Consider the following 17,429-nt stretch of genomic DNA (forward strand, 5'->3'; position numbering starts at 1 on the left):
GCACGGGTGGCGGTCGCAGGCTGCCGGACCTCCGGCTGAGGCTGCCGGACCTCCGGCTGCCGCACCACCGGCTGCGGACGCCGCTCATCGCCCGTCGCCTACCGCCTACCGCCCACCGGTTATCGGGCGAGCAGCGCCGTGCACTCCGGGTACTGCTCGGTCCAGAAGCGGTACAGGTCCTGTCCGCAGGCGACCTCCGCCCGTGACACCCCGAGCCCGTCCATCAGCGCGAAGACCACGTCGAAGAACACGTGGTTCACCCCGGGGATCCAGAGGACGGCGAAGACCGCCACCAGACCGAACGGCGCGAAGGGCTCCACCTGGCGGCGGACGCCGTACGGCAGCCAGGGCTCGATGACTCCGTACCCGTCCAGTCCCGGAACGGGCAGGAAGTTCAGGATCGCCGCGGTGACCTGCAGCAGGGCCAGGAAGGCCAGGGCGAAGCGGAAGCCGAGGGGCACGCCGTCGAGCGCGTCGAGCCAGAACGGAGCCGTGCACACGACCGCGAACAGGACGTTTGCCAGCGGGCCCGCCGCGGAGATCAGGCTGTGCTTCCAGCGGCCTCTGATCCGGTGCCGCTCGATGAAGACCGCGCCGCCGGGCAGACCGAGACCACCCATGATCACGAACAGGACGGGCAGCACGATGCTCAGCACCGCGTGCGTGTATTTCAGCGGGTTCAGCGTCAGATAGCCCTTCGCGCCCACCGTGAGGTCGCCGCCGTGCAGAGCGGTGCGCGCGTGCGCGTACTCGTGCAGGCAGAGCGACACGATCCACGCCGCCGTCACGAACAGGAACACCGCGATGCCCTGGCCGTTCGCGAAGCCCGTCCAGACCGCCCAGCCCGTGACCGCCGTGATCGCGGCGATACCGAGGAATACGGGCGAGATCCTCCGGTCGCTGGTACGGAGGGTGGCCGAGGTCATCGAGAGCGCTCCCGGGGCGTGGTCGGCGAGTACTTAGGGGCTCGTACACGGTAAAGGCGGCAGCCCGCCGACGGGGGAAGATCGGCGGGCTGCCGTGGTGCCGCAGTGGCTCGAGAGGCGCGTGAAGCGGGTAAGGCGCGGGTGAAATGCCTGTTGGGAAGCGGGTCAACCGCGTGAACCGCGTGGGCGAGGGGCGTGTGGTGCGGGTGGGGGAGCCGGTACCGCACCGTGCGGGACCGGCTGCCCTCACGCGATCAGTGGAAGGCGTGCTCCTCGGCGGGGAACGCACCGCCGACGACGTCCGTGGCGAACGCCTTCGCCGCATCGCCGAGCGTCTGCCGCAGATCCGCGTACTGCCTGGTGAAGCGCGGGACCTTACCGCCCGTCAGGCCGGCCATGTCGGTCCAGACGAGGACCTGGGCGTCCGTGGCGGGACCGGCGCCGATACCGACGGTGGGGATGTGCAGCGAACGGGTGACCTCGGCAGCCAGCTCCGCCGGTACGAGTTCCAGGACCACGGCGAAGGCGCCCGCGTCCTGCGCCGCCTTGGCATCGCGCAGCAGCCGGTGTGCGGCCTCGTCGCCGCGGCCCTGCACCCGGTAGCCCATCGTGTTGACCGACTGCGGGGTCAGGCCCAGATGGGACATGACCGGGATGCCCGCCTGCACCAGCGTCTCGGTCTGCGGCAGGGAGCGCTCCCCGCCCTCCAGCTTGATCGCCCCGACCCCTGCCTCCTTCACCAGCCGGGTCGCCGACCGCAGCGCCTGGGCGGGCCCCTCCTGGTAGGTGCCGAAGGGGAGGTCGCCGACGATCAGGGCGCGCCTGGTGCCCCGTACGACGGCCGCGGACAGGATCGCCATCTCGTCCAGGGTGACGGGGACGGTGGTGTCATAGCCGAGGTGGCAGTTGCCCATCGAGTCCCCGACCAGCATCACCGGGATGCCGGCCTCGTCGAAGACGGACGCCGTCATGGCGTCGTAGGCGGTGAGCATGGGCCACTTCTCGCCGCGCTCCTTGGCGGCGGCGATGTCGTGGACGGAGATGCGGCGTGTGCCCTTGCCGCCGTACAGCGCCTTGCCGCCGCTGTCGGCCGGCTGTGTCTGGGCAGCCTGAAGCGTCATGATCGATCGGCTCCTTCGTCATCTCGAGGCGCCCTCACGGCGTCCCCGGACCGCGTCCATGGTGGCATCCCCGTGCCAGCCGCGTGAAGTGGCCCCGTGCACACCGCCGCAAGGTTGGCCGGTCCTGACACCGATGGCCCAGCTTTTCTATACGAGACGGTGCCGTATAGAAATACGCTGCGATCATGTCCACACCTCCGGGCGCGCCCCCCGCCCCATCCCGGGTTCCGGAAGCCGTTCACCGACGCCGCTGGCTCATTCTGGCCGTACTGATGTTCACCGTGCTCATCATGGTGCTGGACCACTCGGTCCTCAACGTGGCGGTCAAGACCATCGCCACCCCCGCACCCGTGGGCATCGGTGCCACACAGGGGGAGCTGGAGTGGGCCATCAACTCCTACACCCTGGTCTTCGCCGCGCTGCTGTTCACCGCCGGGCTGATCGGTGACCGCGCGGGCCGCAGGAAGACCCTGCTCTTCGGCATGGCGGTGTTCGGCGCCGGCTCGGCGCTCGCCGCGTTCTCCGGCTCGTCCACCGAGCTCATCGCCTACCGCGCGGTGATGGGCCTCGGGGCCGCGTTCGTGATGCCGGCGACCCTCGCCGTCCTGATGAACGTCTTCGAACGCGACGAGCAGCCCAAGGCCATCGGCATCTGGGCGGGCGGGGTGGGCATCGCCATCGCCCTCGGCCCACTCACCGGCGGGCTGCTGCTCGAGCATTTCTGGTGGGGCTCGATCTTCCTGGTCAACGTGCCGGTGGTGATCGTGGGCTTTGCCGCGATGGCCCTGCTGATCCCCGACTCCCGGGACCCCGACCCCGGCCGGATCGACCCCGTCGGCGTGCTGCTGTCCATCGTCGGCCTCGTCCTCCTGGTCTACGGCATCATCCACGGCGGTGAGCTCGCCTCGCTCTCCGACCGGTCCGTGCTGCTGCCCCTGGTCGGCGGGCTGGCGGTGCTGGCGGTCTTCGTGGTGTACGAGCACCGCGTCGACCACCCGGCACTGGACTTCTCGTACTTCAGGAACCCCGCCTTCTCCGCGGCCATCACCGCGACCGCGCTGGCCTTCCTCTCGATGATGGGCGTGGCGTTCTTCTCGGTGTTCTACCTCCAGAGCGTGCTCGGCCACAGCCCGCTCCAGGCCGGGCTGCTGGTCCTGCCGCTCGCGGTCGCCCAGTCGCTGTTCGCGCCGCGCGCCAGGCTGGCCGTCGCCCGGTTCGGGGCCAAGGCGACCTGCACGGCCGGAATGGTGATGATCGCGACCGGGCTCGCCTGCTTCGCCTTCTTCGACGCCACGACCCCGCTGTGGGCGCTGGAGCTCGCGTTCTTCGTCCAGGGCGCCGGGATGGGCCACGTCATGTCGCCCGTCACGGTCACGGTGATGCAGGCCCTGCCGAGGGAGAAGGCGGGCGTGGCCTCCGCAATCAACAACACCTTCCGGCAGATCGGCGGGGCGCTGGGCGTGGCCGTGCTCGGCTCGCTGCTGTCCGCCGCCTACCGGGGCGGGATCGAGAGCACCCTGGCGCGTACCCCCGGTGTTCCGGACGAGGCCAGGCACGCGGCGGGCGAGTCGCTGGAGGCGACGCTTGCCGTCGCCGAACGGCTCGGTCCTGCCGGACGCGTCCTGATCGCTCCCGCCCACGAGGCGTTCCTCGTCGCCATGCACCTGGCCGCGCTGTGCGCCGCGACGGTGACGCTCATCGGCGCCGTGGTGGTGGCGACGTACCTTCCCGGCCGCCGGAAGCCCGGTGCCGGATCGCCGCCTGTGCCGGACGAGCGCCCGGCGGCGGGGGTGGCCGGGGGGTGACCGGGCGGCCACCGGGCGATCACCAGGTGGCGATCGGGCGGCGACAGGGGTCCGCGAGAATCGAGGGCACCGCGTCCGCGCGGTCCGCGCGGTGCGGCCGACGCGGGCGGGCCGGGGGAGCCGGTCGGGGGAGCCGGTCGGGGCCCTGGGGCAGGACCCGCGGACCACCACGGAACACGGGAAACATGCAGCACATGCAGGACATGCAGGACATGCAGCACATGCGGGACGCACCGCGCACACCGGATGTGCGCAAGACACAGGACGCAGGGGAGAGCGGGACGGAGTGGAGGCTGCTGTGACCAGCGGGACCAGCGCGAGGGGGCGTACGGGAACGGGACCACGCGGGCGCCCTGGTGCCGTGACCGCTCCCGGGGCCGGTGGGGAGCCCGGTGCCGGTGCGGGTCCCGCGCGCCGCGGCAGGCCCCGGAGCGAGGCGGCGGAGGCGGCCATCCGCGAGGCGGTGGCGGTCCTGCTGGAGGAGGGGGTGCCGCTGGGCGACATCTCCATCGAGCGCATCGCCCGTACCGCGGGGGTCGGCAAGGCCACCATCTACCGGCGGTGGGCGGACAAGGAGGAGTTGTTCGTCGACGTCCTGCGGGACATCGAGCCGCCGGATCCCGACCTGCCCGGCACCTCCGCCCGCGACGACCTCGTCGTGATGCTGGAGTCGGTCCGCCTCCGCGGTCTCGCCCAGCGCTCGTCGGCGCTGCTGCACAACGTCCGCGCGCAGATGAAGAGCCATCCCCGGCTGTGGGACGCGTATGTCGCCACCGTCATCGACCCGCGCCGGGCGACCGTGCTGGAGATCCTGCGCCGGGGGGTCGCCCGCGGGGAGATCCGCGACGACCTGGACATCGACCTGCTCAACGATCTGATCGTCGGCCCGATGCTGGTACGCGCGGTGATGCGGCCGGACGCCCCGCTGCCCGGCGATCTCGCGGAGCGCATGGTCACCGCCGTGCTGGAGGGCCTCGGGCCGCCCTCGGACGCAGCGCCGTCCTGACCGTCACCCTGACTGGCCGTCACCCTGAGAGCCGCCCTCAACGCCGTCCCGACCGCCGTCCCGGTGCCGCCCTCGCCTGCCTGCCCGCCTGCCCGCCTGCCGCCCGCCGCGTGGCAGCCGGGCGGCCGCCACCGGGCCTCCCGGCTGCGGCTGCGCCGGTGCCGTCCCCTTGCCGCCTCCGCGGCCCCGCGGCGCGCTGTCCGTACCGGCGGCCGATGTGCGCGTTCTGTCACAGCCGCGCCACCATGGGTCGTGAGCGGAACTCGTCGCGGAGTCCGGTCGTCCTCGCACTCGAACGGCGGAAACGCTCGCCCCGCATCGCCTAGGGTCGTGGGCGGGCAGGGTGTGCACGGCAAGGCAGTGAGGACTACGCAGATGCGGCAGGCGTACGAGACGGAGACGGAGACGGAGCACGGCAGCGCGGAGGACCCCCGCTCCGGTTCCCGGATCCGGGCCCTGCTCGCTGCCTGGCGGGGTGATCCCGGCATCTGGCGGCGCGGCGTCGTCGTCGCGGCCGTCGCGGTCGCCACCGGCCTGCTGATGATCCTGCACGCGCAGATCCCCAACCGGATCGGCAACGTGGGCAGCCTCACCGAGACGTTCCTGCCCTGGCTGGGGCTTCTGGTGCCGGTGCTGCTGGTCCTCGCCCTCCTGCGGCGCTCTGCGACGGCGCTGCTCGCGCTGCTCGTCCCGGTGGTCGTCTGGCTGAACCTCTTCGGCGGGCTGCTCTCGGACAAGGCGGCCGGCGGCGGGAACCTCACCGTCGCCACGCACAACGTGAACGCCGGGAACACCGACGTCGAGGGCACCGCCCGCGAAGTCGCTGCCTCGGGTGCCGAGATCGTCGCCCTGCAGGAGCTGACCGGCGACGCGGTCCCGGCGTACGAGGAGGCGCTCGCGCCCGAGTACCGCTACCACTCCGTCCAGGGCACGGTCGGCCTGTGGAGCAAGTACCCGATGAGCGACACCCGGCCCGTCGACATCCAGCTCGGCTGGGTCCGCGCCCTGCGCTCCACCATCGCCACGCCGTCCGGCGACGTCGCGGTGTACGTGGCACACCTGCCCTCGGTGCGGGTCAAGTGGAACGCGGGCTTCACCGCGAGCCAGCGGGACACCAGCGCCGACGCGCTGGGCGAGGCGATCGTCCGCGATCCGGTGGGGAAGGTCGTGCTCCTCGGCGACCTCAACGGCACGATGAACGACCGCTCCCTGAACTCGGTCACCTCGCAGATGCGCTCCACGCAGGGCGCCGCGGGCGACGGCTTCGGCTTCAGCTGGCCGGCGTCGTTCCCGATGGCCAGAATCGACCAGATCATGGTGAAGGGGGTCGAGCCGGTCTCGTCGTGGACGCTGCCGCGCACGGCCAGCGACCATCTGCCCATAGCGGCAAGCGTCCGCCTCTGACCGGCGCTGCCTCCCGTCAGGGCGGGGTGGCCTCGGACGCCGCGATCAGCTTCCCGGTGGGCGAAGCCAGGCCGGCGGAGAGCGTAGCGATGATCGAGACGACGAACGGGCACTCGCCGCCGGCATCGCCGCCGCCAGGCCCGGAGCGCGCATCGGTGACCTCTCCCACGCCATCGGCACGATCCCCGACGAGGCGGGCTACCCGATCAGCACCGAGTTCGGAGGCCACGGCATCGGCCCGACCATGCACCAGGACCCCCACATCCCGAACACCGGACGGCCGGGCCGCGGATACACACTGCGTCCCGGACTGCTGCTCGCCCTGGAACCCCGGGTCATGGCCGGCACCGCCGCACTCGTCACCGACGCCGACGGGTGGACACTGCGCAGCGCCACCGCCAGGCGTCAGCGGGTCGTCGTCTCGCGCCAGCGATTCGTGATCGGCAGCCGGCGGTCCTTGCCGAAGCCCTTCGCAGAGATCTTGGTGCCCGGCGGGTACTGCCGCCGCTTGTACTCGGCGGCGTCGACCAGCCGCAGCACCCTCGCCACCAGCTCCTCGTCGTGGCCCGCCGCCACGATCGCGTCCTTGCCCTGGTCGCGGTCGACGTACCGTGCCAGGATCCGGTCGAGCACGTCGTAGTCGGGGAGGGAGTCGGTGTCGACCTGCCCCGGCCGCAGCTCGGCACTCGGCGGCTTGGCGATCGAGTTCTCCGGAATCGGCGGGGTCCCGCCGCGCTCCTCGGCGGCCCGGTTGCGCCACTTCGCCAGCCGGAAGACCGCGGACTTGTAGACGTCCTTGATCGGGCCGTAGGCCCCGACGGAGTCGCCGTACAGCGTCGAATAGCCGACCGCCAGCTCGCTCTTGTTGCCCGGGGCGAGCACGAGATGCCCCTCCTGGTTGGAGACGGCCATCAGGGTGGTGCCGCGCAGCCGCGACTGGAGGTTCTCCTCCGCCAGGCCGGTCAGCGAGAGCGACCCCATGAAGGCGCTGAACATGGGCTCGATCGGCACGGTGCGGAAGTTCAGCCCGGTGCGGCGGGCGAGTTCGGCGGCGTCCCTTCGGGAGTGGTCCGAGGAGTACCTGGACGGCATGGAGACGCCGTACACGTGCTCCGCCCCCAGCGCGTCGCAGGCGATCGCGGCGACCAGCGCGGAATCGATACCTCCGGAGAGGCCGATGACGACCGAGCGGAAGCCGTTCTTGGTGACGTACGCGCGAAGGCCGACCACCAGCGCCGAGTACACCTCCTCTTCGTCGTCGAGCCGTTGCGCATAGCCGCCCGTCAACTCCCGCTCGTACGCGGGGGGCTGCTGCCCGTGCACCGGCGGCGGCTCCTCGGAGAGGACCACCCGGTCGATGGTCAGCCCGTCGTCCACCGGGCCCGTGGGTGCGTCGGCGGCCGCGGCCGGGAGGTCCAGGTCCAGGATCACGCTGCCCTCGGCGAACTGCGGCGCACGCGCCAGGACCTCGCCGTCGCGGTCGACGACGATCGAGTCACCGTCGAAGACGAGCTCGTCCTGGCCGCCGGTCATCGCGAGGTACGCGGTGGTGCAGCCGGCCTCCTGGGCGCGCTTGCGGACCAGCTCCAGGCGGGTGTCGTCCTTGTCCTGCTCGTAGGGCGAGGCGTTGACCGACAGCAGCAGCCCGGCCCCCGCGGAGCGCGCGGCGGGGACCCGGCCGCCGTCCTGCCAGAGGTCCTCGCAGATGGCGAGCGCGACATCGACGCCGCGCACGCGGACCACGGGCATGGTGCCGCCCGGCACGAAGTACCGGAACTCGTCGAAGACGCCGTAGTTGGGCAGGTGGTGCTTGGCGAACGTCAGCACCACCCGGCCGCCGTGCAGCACGGCCGCCGCGTTCTGCGGGGCGCCGGCCGGCTGGCCGTACCGGGGCTGGGCCTTCTCGGAGCGGTCGAGGTAGCCGACCACCACCGGGATCTCCCCGAAGCCCTCGTCGGCGAGACGGGCGGCGAGCGCCCGCAGGGCGGCCCGCGACGCCTCGACGAAGGACGGCCGCAGGGCCAGGTCCTCGACGGGGTAGCCGGTCAGCGCCATCTCGGGGAACGCGACGAGGTGCGCGCCCTGCGCGGCGGCGTGCCGGGTCCAGTGCAGAACCGACTCGGCGTTGCCGGCGAGATCGCCGACGGTCGAGTCGATCTGGTTCATGGCGAGGCGAAGTCGAGGCACGCGCCCAGTGTAATCGTCTCTCTGACGCGATGTCCCGGTGTGCCTCCCGCGGTACTTCCGCGTTCCGCGGCACTCCCAGGGTCCGCGGCATCCGGTGCTCGGCCTGGCGCTGGGTCCGGCGCTCGGCCCGGCGCTGGGTCGGGTGCTGGGGCGGGCGCCCGGTCCGTCGCGCGTCCGGTCCGTCGCGCGTCCGGTCCGTCGCGCGTCCGGCGCCGGTCCGCAGCGGATCTCCGTCCCCTCCGCCGGAGGCCCCAGCCCCGGCGCGGCGGCCGGCCCGTCGTGCTGCCTGTCGCACTGCCCGCCGGCCTGCCCGCCGCGCTGCCCGTCGGCCTGCCCGCCGCGCTGCCCGTCGGCCTGCCGGTCGCACCGCCCGTCGTCCCGCCGGTCGCGGGTCTCCGCCCCTTCGGCCCGAGATCCCCGCCCCGGCCGAGGAGAAGGACCCGTCGTCCCGCCCGCGGCCCGGTCCGTCGCATCGCCGCGGTGCCCCGCCGCCCGGGGCTCCCGCCCGCCGACCAGGGCGGTTCCGAGTGCTCAGCGCTCGTAGGCCAGTGTCGTCATCATCCCGGTCTCCGAGTGGTAGATGTTATGGCAGTGGAACATCCACAGGCCCGGATTGTCCGCGTCGAAGTCCGCCACCAGTTTGCGGTGCGGCAGCAGGATCGCCGTGTCCTTGCGGGCGCCTAGGGAGTCGATGCCGGCCAGGGCGAAGGTGTGGCCGTGCAGGTGCATGGGGTGCCACATGTCCGTGGCGTTGACGACCACCAGCCGCACCCGCTCGCCGTACTCGATCCGGTGGAGCGTCTCCGGGTCGTACGGCTTGCGGTCGAACGCCCAGTCGTAGCGCTTCATCCCGCCGGTCAGCGTGAACCGGAGCAGACGGTCCGGGCGGCGCCGGTCCAGGGCCACCGACTCCGTCGGCCGCAGATGCGCGGACGACTGCAGCACCCTGCGGTCCAGTTCCGACGGCCGGGTGGACGGCTTGGGCGTCGGTCCGCCGCCCGTGCGCAGCACGGCCATCGCCGAGCCCCTCTTGCCCTCCGCGAGCGCCGTGAACGGGAACACCCCGTCCTTGGCGGTGACCAGCACGTCGTAGCGCTCGGCCATGCCCAGCAGCAGTGCGTCGGTCTTGTAGGGGTGGACGGGGAAGCCGTCCGAGTGGACGACGGTCATCTCGTGGCCGCCGAGCGCCACCCGGAACGCCGTCTCGGCCCCGGCGTTGATGATCCGCAGCCGGATCCGGTCGCCCGGCTTCGCCTTGAACTCCGTCGGATGGTCCGCCGTACGCCCGTTGACCAGGTAGTACGGGTAGGCGACATCGCCCGCGTGTCCGCCGAGCAGTTTGCTCGTCGCGTCGGTCATCAGCCGGCGCGGTCCCCTGCCGCCGGCCGGCCCGGGCGATCCGCCGCCCGCGTCGGGCTCCTGGGGACCGGCCGGACCGTGCCCGGCGTCGACCCCGCCGGAGGGACGGGAACTCGGCCGTGCGTCGCGCCCGCCGTCTCCGCCGTCCCCGTTTCCGTTCCCGTCTTCTTCTCCGTGCCCGTCCTCGGCGTTCCGTTGGTCCGGCCCGCGGTCCCGGTCCCGCTCCTCGTCCCCGCCGCCGTGGCCGCGGTCGTGCGCGTTGCCGTGCCCCATGGCGGGCTTGCCCTTGAGGAGCTGCGCCAGCACGTCGTCGGGGGTGGACCCGTCCACGCCGTCGATCCAGTCGTCCAGGACGATGATCCACTCGTGGTCGTAGACCAGTGGTTCCTTCGGGTCTTCCACGATCAGCGGCGCGTACATGCCCCGATCGATCTGCACGCCGTAGTGGGGGTGGAACCAGTGGGTGCCCGCGTGCGGCACGGTGAAGCGGTAGGCGAACGTCCCGCCGGCCTTGATCGCCGGCTGCGTCACGCCCGGTACGCCGTCCATCCTGTTCTCGATGGCGATCCCGTGCCAGTGCACGGTGGTGGGCGCCGGCAGATGGTTGGACAGGGTGAGTTCGAGGGTGTCCCCCTCGTTGATCCGCACCTCCTTGCCCGGTAGCCGGCCGTCGTACGTCCAGGTCCTGAACGTGCGCCCGCGGCCGATGTCGACCGTGCCCGGCGTGGCCGTGTACGCGAGCGCGCGGAGCGGTCCCACACTGCCCACCGCCGCCGGGCCGCCGACCTTCCGGCCGTCGGCGGAGGCGGAAACCTCGGCAGGTGCGCCCGCGGCGCCACGGCCGCGGGCGTCCGACCCTCCGCCGGAGCAGGCGGCGAGCAGCCCCGACCCGGCGGCGGCGATCCCGGCGCCGAGCACGGCGCGGCGGGTGGGGGAGGTCTGACGGGTGTGCTCCTGACTGGACATGGCCCTCCGGTTGGTCGAACATGCGCACCGCCCCCGCTGGGGACGGGCCCCGGGCGGGGCTGAACGCAGCACGATCTAGCATGGGGCACGATGACCGAAACATCCGGTACATCCAGAACTGTCGCGATGCTCATCGCGCCGGGTGCCCTGCGGTACACCGCCTGGGTGCTCGAACTGCTCCTGGCCACGGGCCTCGGGCCGGTACAGGCGTGCGTCGGCGAACTCCCGGCAGCTCACCAGCCCTTCGGCGGTCTGTTCCGGGCCACGGAGCCCGCCGCAGGGCTGCTTGCCCCCGCCGGGCCGGCCACCGCGCGGAGGGCGATGTGACATACGTACGGGACGATGGAGTGATGTCCGCACGAGGCAACGGCACGGCGTTCGTACGGATCGGCGGAGTACCGCACCATGTGGCCGTCGAGGGCAGCGGACCCGTCTGCGTTCTCAGCGCGGGCCTCGCGTTGAGCTGGTTCGACTGGGATCCGGTCGTGCCCCTGCTGACCCCGCACCGCACCGTCGTCCGCTTCGACCGGCCCGGGCACGGGCTCAGCGGACCCGCCGCCGTGCCCCCGTCCGCAGCAGGAGAGGCGCACCGCATCGCCCGGCTCCTGGACGCCCTCGGACTCGGCGGACCGCCCGCGACCGTCGTCGGGCACTCCATCGCGGGCTTCCACGCCGAGGCCTTCGCGCGCCTCCACCCCGCCCGAACCGCCGGTCTGGTCCTCGTCGACACCAGTATCGAGGAGGACGCAAAGGCGCCCGCAGCGCCCGCAGTCCGCACCGCCCTGGCACGCGGCGTGGGCACGGCCCTCACGGCCGTCGGAGCGCCAGCCGCGGTCGGCCCGCCCCTGCGCCGCGCCCTCGTCCGGCTGTCCCGCGAGCGCGGCGGCGATCCCGCGCCCGCCCGGCTCGTACGCCGCTGCTACGGCACCTCACGCGTGCTCCGCGGCGCGCTGCTGGAGAACGCCCACTACCGCGCGGTCGCCGCCGAACTGCTGGCGCTGCGCGCGCGGTTCCCGCTTCCGGACGGTGTGCCCGTCACCGTGCTGGCCGCCATGGGCACTGCCACTGCCACGGGTGCGGGTGCGGGTGCGGGTGCGGCCACGGGTGCGGCCGCCGCTGCCGAGGGGCGAGGTCGTCGCGGCTCCAGCGGCCGCCGGCTGGACCGGCAGCGCGCGCTGGCCGAGGAGCTCGGTGACGCGCGCTTCGAGGCCGTCGCTTCTTCGGGGCACCTGATGATGCTGGACCGCCCGGACGCGGTGGCCCGGGCGGTGCTCAGGCTTTGACGGGAGCGCGACCTCCGACCGAGACGGAGCGGCGCCTGCCGTGAGGGTGCAGGGAGTGCGGCACACGGGGTGCGCACACGGGGGCTTGGCGCATGCCGCGTGGCGGCACGTGGCCCAGGGGCACATGCCGTGAGCCCGCACACGGAGAGCGGCTTGCGGGGTTCCCGCCTGTGCGCGCCGCTGAACTGACGATTCGTCAGCTCCGTGCGTACACCTGCTCGACCCACTGGGCGAGCTGGTCCTCCGACAGGTGCTGTGCCAGATCGGACTCGCTGATCATGCCCACGAGTCGCTTGTCCTCGATGACCGGAAGCCGGCGGATCTGGTGCTCCTGCATCTCGTGCAGGACGGCGCCCACGTCAGCGCCGGATTCGATCCACCGCGGGGTTCCCCGGGCCATGTCGCCCGCTGTGACCTTCGACGGGTCGTGGCCCATGGCCACACAGCCGATCACGATGTCCCGGTCGGTCAGAATCCCGCACAGCCGTTCGTCGGCGTCGGCTATGGGCAGCGCGCCCACTTTCAGCTCGCGCATCAACTGCGCGGCACGGTCGAGAGTTTGGTGTGCCGGGATCCACTGGGCCCCGGAATGCATGATGTCCTTGGCGGTGGTCATGGGGTTCGTACCTCCTGGGCGTGGCTCAGTCCGTTGTCACCCGATGTCACGCCCGCCGTCCCGCGCGGATGGGGAGGATCGGCAGGCGGTCGACCGGCGCCGCGGGCCGGGATCTCCCCGGCCGGGACCGCGGGGACTCCTCCGACGCACCATGGGCGGGCAGCGCCGCTGCGAGCCCGGGGGGCGGTCCCGGCGGGCGGTCCCCGCGGGCGCCGAGGAAGCCGTCTTCGACCTTACCGCCGACGCCGTGGCAGCGCCCGACGGGGCGACCGGCTTCCGGGAGGGCCCCGCATCCTCGCGGGGGACGCGCATCGGCCCCTGATCTGTCGCGGACTGACGGCAGGCGGCGCGTGGGGGCGTGTGCACATTCCTCTCCCGGCCCGCCACGGTTTCGTGTGCAGCCGAGGTGAGCCCGAGGCCGCCACGGGATGATCTTGAAGCGCTGAGGGGCCTGGCGAACGTTTCTGCCGGCTGGTCGTCGGACTCGGTATGACCCTGCGGAAAGACCGTCCCACGCGCATCGGCTACGCGCTGGTGGACGCGGATCTGGTGGAGCACGAGGCTGAGGCCGGCGGTGCTTTCGATGACTGGTACGAGGCCGTCACCGACGTGCGGGACGAGCATGTGGAGCGGGCGCACGGAGACGTACCGAGTGAGGGTGGGGGCGGGGTTGTCGGCTTCGTCGGACGCCGGATGAGCGGCGTCGATAGCCCCCGGGTATGAGTTGGCCAGGCGGCCCACGAGGCGCTTCAGAACGCGGTCGACAACACCGACCTGCTGTTGAACATGCTCAAGTCGGTCGGTCTGCAGGGAGAGGCTGGTGACGGGGACGCCCACGCCCGGCGACGTCCAGCAGGTCCGGGGACGGCAGCAGCAGGAGGCCGCGGCGAAGAAGGCGCTCAAGGCCCAGCGGCGGGAGGAGAACGAACGCAACCGCGCTGCCAAGCTCGCCCGCCGGGCCCGGCTCGCCCTGCCGCCCGAGGCACGGCTGGGCGCGGTAGTACGGGGTGGTCTGCGGCGGGACGGGCTGAGCCGCGGCGAACCGCGGCTCAGCTGTGGCGTGCTGGGCTTGGGCTACCCCGTCTACGACGTGGGAGCCGTGATCCCTGTCAGGAGTCCAGCAGGGTTCCCGGGAGTTTGAACTGCGTCGTCTTGCCCGTGGCCGGGTTCACCCGTGTAACGGTGTTCTCGTCGTAGACGAGCCAGCCCGACGCGGTGCGGGTGACGTTCAGCGACGCGGCAAGGCCCTTGATGCGGGCGCGGTGGAGTTCCTCGCCGCTGGCGGCGTCGACCTCGACCAGTTCGGTGTTGCCGCCCTGGGCGGCTGCGATCACGATCGACGAGTCCGTGGCCGCGATGGCGTCGACCCTGCCGCTGTTCACCGAGACCACCGTCGCGGCGGCGCCACGGGTGAGGGAGACCTTGACGTCGCCGGACGTGCCGGAGGCCGGGGAACCGGCGATGACCGGGTGGCCGGCGGGGCAGGCGAGGGCCTTGACGGCCAGACCCGCCGGAACGGGTACAGAGGTGACGTTGCCGTCGGCCAGGTTCGCCACGGACACCTTGGTGGCGTTGTCGGAGCCGCTGCCCAGGCAGAGCGCGTCCGAGGCGGGATCAGAGGCCGCGAAGCCGATGGTGCCGGGGACCTTCAGTTCGCGTGTGGTGGTCCAGTCGGTCGGGTCCTTGACCAGCACGCTGGATTCGGCGGTACCGTTTGCCGACTTGCCGTCGGGCAGCCCCGCGACCTCGGCGACCAGGGTCTTGCCGGGTAGTGTCCGGCGCAGCCGTTCATCGCCGGTCATGCCGTCCAGGGTGTGGTCGGTGCGGTTGATCTCGTATCGGCGGTCCGGCTTGCCGTCCTTGCGGGGGACGGTCACCAGCCAGCGGCCGTCGGCGAGGTGGACGATGTGCGGGCTGACCGCATCGTCGTCGTCGGCCTGCTGGGGTACGACGGCCAGGCTCTGCGCCCCGGGCTTGTCCGGGTTGATTCCGACGACCGTCACCAGGCCGTTGACTTCGGCGAGGGCGAAGGTCGAGGCGCCCTTCCAGTCGTCGCCCAGGTCCACCCCGCCCGGTCCGGAGCAGGCCGTGGTCAGCGCGGCCGTCGTACCGAGTGCGGCCAGGAGGAGCGCCATGCGGGCGGGACGGGCCGGCCGTGGTGGGTGCTTGCGTGTCGTGAGGTACGGCATGGGGTGGCTCACCAGTCCTTCATTGCATCTGTGGGGGACATCTTCGCGGCTCTGCGCGCCGGGGCTGCCGGCGCCCGCCCTGCCAGGCCGCGTCCCGTTCCCGGCGCGCGTACGGCCCGTCCTTCCCGGCTCGCGCGGCCTGCCCGACCGGCCGGTCAGGCAGGCGGCCAGGACCGGGGTGCCGCCCCCCGATTCCTCAGGAGGTCCGCCATCAGGTCGATCTCGGACTGCTGGGCGTCGACCATGCCCTGCGCCAGAGCCTTCTCCTGAGGCACGGTGCACAGCTCCGCGCAGCCCTCCGCCATGTCGACGCCGCCCTTGTGGTGGTCGGTCATCAGCTGCAGGAACAGCACCTCGGCCGCTTCGCCGTCCGCTTCGGCCAGCAGGTCCAGCTCTGCCTGGGTGGCCATGCCCGGCATCAGCGCCCCGGTGCCGGGCCGCTGCCCGTCCGAGCCGGCGGTGGCGTCCTCGTCGCCGTTCCCGGGCGCGTGGCTCCCCTCGCCGCTTCCGGGCGAGCCCTCGCTATGGCCGGTGCCACCGTGACCGCTGCCGCCACTGCGGCCGCCGTCTCCACCGTCGCCGGCCGTATGACCGCCCTTCCCGTGGGCCCGCTCCATCCAGGCCATCGGCTCCGACCCGGGGTCCACCTTCGGCAGCCCCCACAGGTCCAGCCACCCCAGCATCATGCCGCGCTGGTTGGCCTGGGTGTTGGCGATGTCGTAGGCGAGCCGCCGCACCTCCTCGTCCCCGGTGCGGTCCCGGACGATGAAGGACATCTCCACTGCCTGCTGGTGGTGGACCGCCATGTCGCGGGCGAAGCCCGCGTCGGCCGAATCCCCCGCGGGGACGGCCGGCGTGCCCGCCCCGCCCCCCTGCCCGGCGGAGTGCCCGTCGCCCCCGGCGGACGCGACCGTCGCGGCGCCCGCGAACAGCAGCGCCAGCACCACCGCCGCGATCGAGAACCAGTGCGTACGCGTCAGAGTGAGCGTCACGCGCTCAGCCCGCCCGTGCACGCGGCACCCGGCTCGGGCGTCTGCGGACCCTGCACATACCTGGCGAAGAACTGGTCCACCCGCGGGTCGTCCGCGCTGTCGACCGTCACCTGCTTGCCCCAGGCGCTGAGCATGATGGCCCCGGGCTGGTCGTCCACCGGGCTCATCATCGAGTACGAGGTCCTGCCGACCTTGTCCTTGAGCTTCTGCACCTCGGTGGCCGGGGCCTTGTCGCTGTACGTGACCCAGACGGCGCCGTGCTCCAGCGAGTGCACCGCGTTCACCTCGGGGATCGGCTTGTCGTAGACGTTGCGGTCGCAGTTCATCCACGCCTGGTGGTGGTCCCCGCCGACCGGCGGCTTCATGGGGTAGGTGACCGCCGCGGTGACGTGGTTGCGCCCGAGCTCCTCGGCGTCCCAGGACTTCTCGTTCTTGATCGGGGCCTTGGCTGCGGCCTCGGCCTGCGCCTTGTCCTCGGACTTCTCGTTCAGCACATAGGCGCCGAAGCCGACGAGCCCCGCCACCAGGACCGTGCTCAGCGAGAGGGTGATGATGCGGTTGCGGCGGTCGCGGGCCCGTTCGGCGCGGCGCATCTCCTCTATACGGGCGCGGCGGTCGTTCGTGCTGTTCGTGTTGCCGGTCTTGTTCGTCTTGTGTGCCTTGTTCGACATTCTGCTTCGTCCTTCTTCTGCGTCGGGGGTGCGATGTGTGCACGTGCTCGCCGCGCCGGGTGCCGGGGCGGTACGGACGGCACCGGAACGGTTCTTCCGCGGGCCGGGGAAGAAGCCGGGCGGCTCCCGTGGCCCGCGGGGCCGGGAGGAACTCCCGGCGCACGCCCAGGGCGTGTCGTGAGGGCGGCTCCGTGCCCGCCGGCCGGGCGGGACCTGCGGTGGGGCGGGAATCTGCGGCGTCCGGTGCGGGGGATCGCGAGACGGAGCAGCAGCCTCGTACCGGACGCACCCGGACGCACCCGGATGCATCCGGATGAGTCAGGCGACGCGGTGCCGGGCACCTCCCGCGCCCGAAGGGCCCCGGGGGAGTGCACGCGTCGCGGGCCGGGCGGAACTCCCGCAGCACGCCCTATGTCCGCAGCACCTGAAGGGCGTGCAGGTCCGGGGCGCGGGGGAGCGCACCGGTGCGCGGCGGGCCGTCCGTGACGCGGTCCGCGGCCGAGCCGCGCGGGAGCGCGGTCCCGGCCGGAGGGGCGTCCTGGGTGGGGGCGGTGAGCACGGCGGGTCCGGGGTGCGGAGAGATCCCGCAGCCGCCGCGGTCGTACGGACAGCTGTACAGGGTGGCCGAGTCGGCCGGCGCCCCCGTCCGGGTGGTTTCGGCGGTGTGTCCGCCGGAGTGGGGCGAGGAGGCCGCGAACCCGGCCCCGGCCCGGTGGGCGGCGTGCTCGCTGGCCGGTCCGGGGTCCGTGCCGGCCTGTCCCAGGCAGAGGAAGAGCGCGGCGAGGAGCGTCGCCACGGCGCTCAGCAGAGCCGTGGGACGTGCCATGTGCCCGGTGCGGGCGCTGCGTATGCCCCCCATGGGGGCAGATGGTAACGGCGGGTGCGTGCTCCATGTCATACGGGG

At 72.7% G+C, this 17,429-nt stretch carries 16 protein-coding genes and 2 pseudogenes; 9 read left to right on the plus strand and 9 right to left on the minus strand.

Features of this window, described 5'->3' with window-relative positions; all coding sequences use genetic code 11:
* Positions 1-119: 119 nt before the first annotated feature.
* Positions 120-926 (minus strand): site-2 protease family protein, encoded by an 807-nt coding sequence (locus SCWH03_RS05520; RefSeq protein WP_173262750.1) that lies wholly within the window; start codon positions 924-926, stop codon positions 120-122.
* Positions 927-1,180: 254 nt separating this feature from the next.
* Positions 1,181-2,047: a 3-methyl-2-oxobutanoate hydroxymethyltransferase gene (gene panB, locus SCWH03_RS05525; protein WP_173262753.1), complete on the minus strand. Its 867-nt coding sequence runs from the start codon at positions 2,045-2,047 to the stop codon at positions 1,181-1,183.
* Positions 2,048-2,232: 185 nt separating this feature from the next.
* Here panB and SCWH03_RS05530 point away from each other — a divergent pair, with 185 nt between their 5' ends.
* The 4 genes and pseudogenes from SCWH03_RS05530 to SCWH03_RS05545 form a co-directional block, all read left to right on the plus strand.
* Positions 2,233-3,852: an MFS transporter gene (locus SCWH03_RS05530; RefSeq protein ID WP_173262756.1), complete on the plus strand. Its 1,620-nt coding sequence runs from the start codon at positions 2,233-2,235 to the stop codon at positions 3,850-3,852.
* Between the two features lie 361 nt (positions 3,853-4,213).
* Complete coding sequence (locus SCWH03_RS05535; protein ID WP_173262759.1) at positions 4,214-4,858, plus strand: TetR/AcrR family transcriptional regulator; 645 nt, start codon at positions 4,214-4,216, stop codon at positions 4,856-4,858.
* Between the two features lie 375 nt (positions 4,859-5,233).
* Positions 5,234-6,262, plus strand: coding sequence for an endonuclease/exonuclease/phosphatase family protein (locus SCWH03_RS05540; protein WP_173262762.1), 1,029 nt, complete (start codon positions 5,234-5,236; stop codon positions 6,260-6,262).
* A pseudogene (locus SCWH03_RS05545) lies at positions 6,199-6,668 on the plus strand (M24 family metallopeptidase); the annotation flags it as partial. The gene SCWH03_RS05540 and the pseudogene SCWH03_RS05545, both read left to right, overlap by 64 nt.
* Here SCWH03_RS05545 and SCWH03_RS05550 read toward each other — a convergent pair.
* Positions 6,668-8,449, minus strand: coding sequence for an NAD+ synthase (locus SCWH03_RS05550; protein ID WP_272491043.1), 1,782 nt, complete (start codon positions 8,447-8,449; stop codon positions 6,668-6,670). The pseudogene SCWH03_RS05545 and the gene SCWH03_RS05550 overlap by 1 nt on opposite strands.
* Positions 8,450-8,980: 531 nt before the next feature.
* A complete protein-coding gene (locus tag SCWH03_RS05555) occupies positions 8,981-10,774 on the minus strand; it encodes a multicopper oxidase family protein (RefSeq protein ID WP_173262765.1) in 1,794 nt (597 codons plus the stop codon).
* Positions 10,775-10,864: 90 nt separating this feature from the next.
* On the opposite strand from SCWH03_RS05555, the gene SCWH03_RS05560 reads away from it, so the two are divergent.
* Both SCWH03_RS05560 and SCWH03_RS05565 read left to right on the plus strand, forming a co-directional pair.
* Positions 10,865-11,101: a hypothetical protein gene (locus tag SCWH03_RS05560; protein ID WP_254076583.1), complete on the plus strand. Its 237-nt coding sequence runs from the start codon at positions 10,865-10,867 to the stop codon at positions 11,099-11,101.
* A 23-nt stretch (positions 11,102-11,124) separates the two neighbouring features.
* Entirely contained in the window at positions 11,125-12,057 is a 933-nt protein-coding gene (locus tag SCWH03_RS05565) for an alpha/beta fold hydrolase (protein WP_173262768.1), read from the plus strand.
* 196 nt (positions 12,058-12,253) lie between these two features.
* Here SCWH03_RS05565 and SCWH03_RS05570 read toward each other — a convergent pair whose 3' ends face one another.
* Entirely contained in the window at positions 12,254-12,673 is a 420-nt protein-coding gene (locus SCWH03_RS05570) for a CBS domain-containing protein (RefSeq protein WP_173262771.1), read from the minus strand.
* Between the two features lie 489 nt (positions 12,674-13,162).
* Here SCWH03_RS05570 and SCWH03_RS05575 point away from each other — a divergent pair, with 489 nt between their 5' ends.
* The 3 genes and pseudogenes from SCWH03_RS05575 to SCWH03_RS05580 all read left to right on the plus strand — a co-directional run bounded on the left by SCWH03_RS05575 (position 13,163) and on the right by SCWH03_RS05580 (position 13,814).
* Positions 13,163-13,396: a hypothetical protein gene (locus SCWH03_RS05575; RefSeq protein WP_173262774.1), complete on the plus strand. Its 234-nt coding sequence runs from the start codon at positions 13,163-13,165 to the stop codon at positions 13,394-13,396.
* A 15-nt stretch (positions 13,397-13,411) separates the two neighbouring features.
* Positions 13,412-13,468 (plus strand): annotated as a pseudogene (locus tag SCWH03_RS29820) (hypothetical protein); the annotation flags it as partial.
* A 25-nt stretch (positions 13,469-13,493) separates the two neighbouring features.
* Positions 13,494-13,814 (plus strand): hypothetical protein, encoded by a 321-nt coding sequence (locus tag SCWH03_RS05580; RefSeq protein ID WP_173262777.1) that lies wholly within the window; start codon positions 13,494-13,496, stop codon positions 13,812-13,814.
* Here SCWH03_RS05580 and SCWH03_RS05585 read toward each other — a convergent pair.
* The 4 genes from SCWH03_RS05585 to SCWH03_RS05600 all read right to left on the minus strand — a co-directional run bounded on the left by SCWH03_RS05585 (position 13,783) and on the right by SCWH03_RS05600 (position 17,384).
* Entirely contained in the window at positions 13,783-14,874 is a 1,092-nt protein-coding gene (locus tag SCWH03_RS05585) for a hypothetical protein (RefSeq protein WP_173262781.1), read from the minus strand. The two genes, SCWH03_RS05580 and SCWH03_RS05585, sit on opposite strands and share 32 nt — an antisense overlap.
* Before the next feature lie 143 nt (positions 14,875-15,017).
* The gene (locus SCWH03_RS05590; RefSeq protein ID WP_173262784.1) at positions 15,018-15,854 is read right to left on the minus strand and encodes a DUF305 domain-containing protein; all 837 of its coding nucleotides are present in this window, start codon (positions 15,852-15,854) and stop codon (positions 15,018-15,020) included.
* Positions 15,851-16,525, minus strand: coding sequence for a thioredoxin-like domain-containing protein (locus SCWH03_RS05595; protein WP_173262787.1), 675 nt, complete (start codon positions 16,523-16,525; stop codon positions 15,851-15,853). The genes SCWH03_RS05590 and SCWH03_RS05595 overlap by 4 nt, the downstream gene beginning before the upstream one ends.
* Before the next feature lie 409 nt (positions 16,526-16,934).
* Complete coding sequence (locus tag SCWH03_RS05600; RefSeq protein WP_173262790.1) at positions 16,935-17,384, minus strand: hypothetical protein; 450 nt, start codon at positions 17,382-17,384, stop codon at positions 16,935-16,937.
* Between the last annotated feature and the right edge of the window lie 45 nt (positions 17,385-17,429).

Source organism: Streptomyces pacificus (genome assembly GCF_011766325.1).
GTDB lineage: Bacteria > Actinomycetota > Actinomycetes > Streptomycetales > Streptomycetaceae > Streptomyces > Streptomyces pacificus.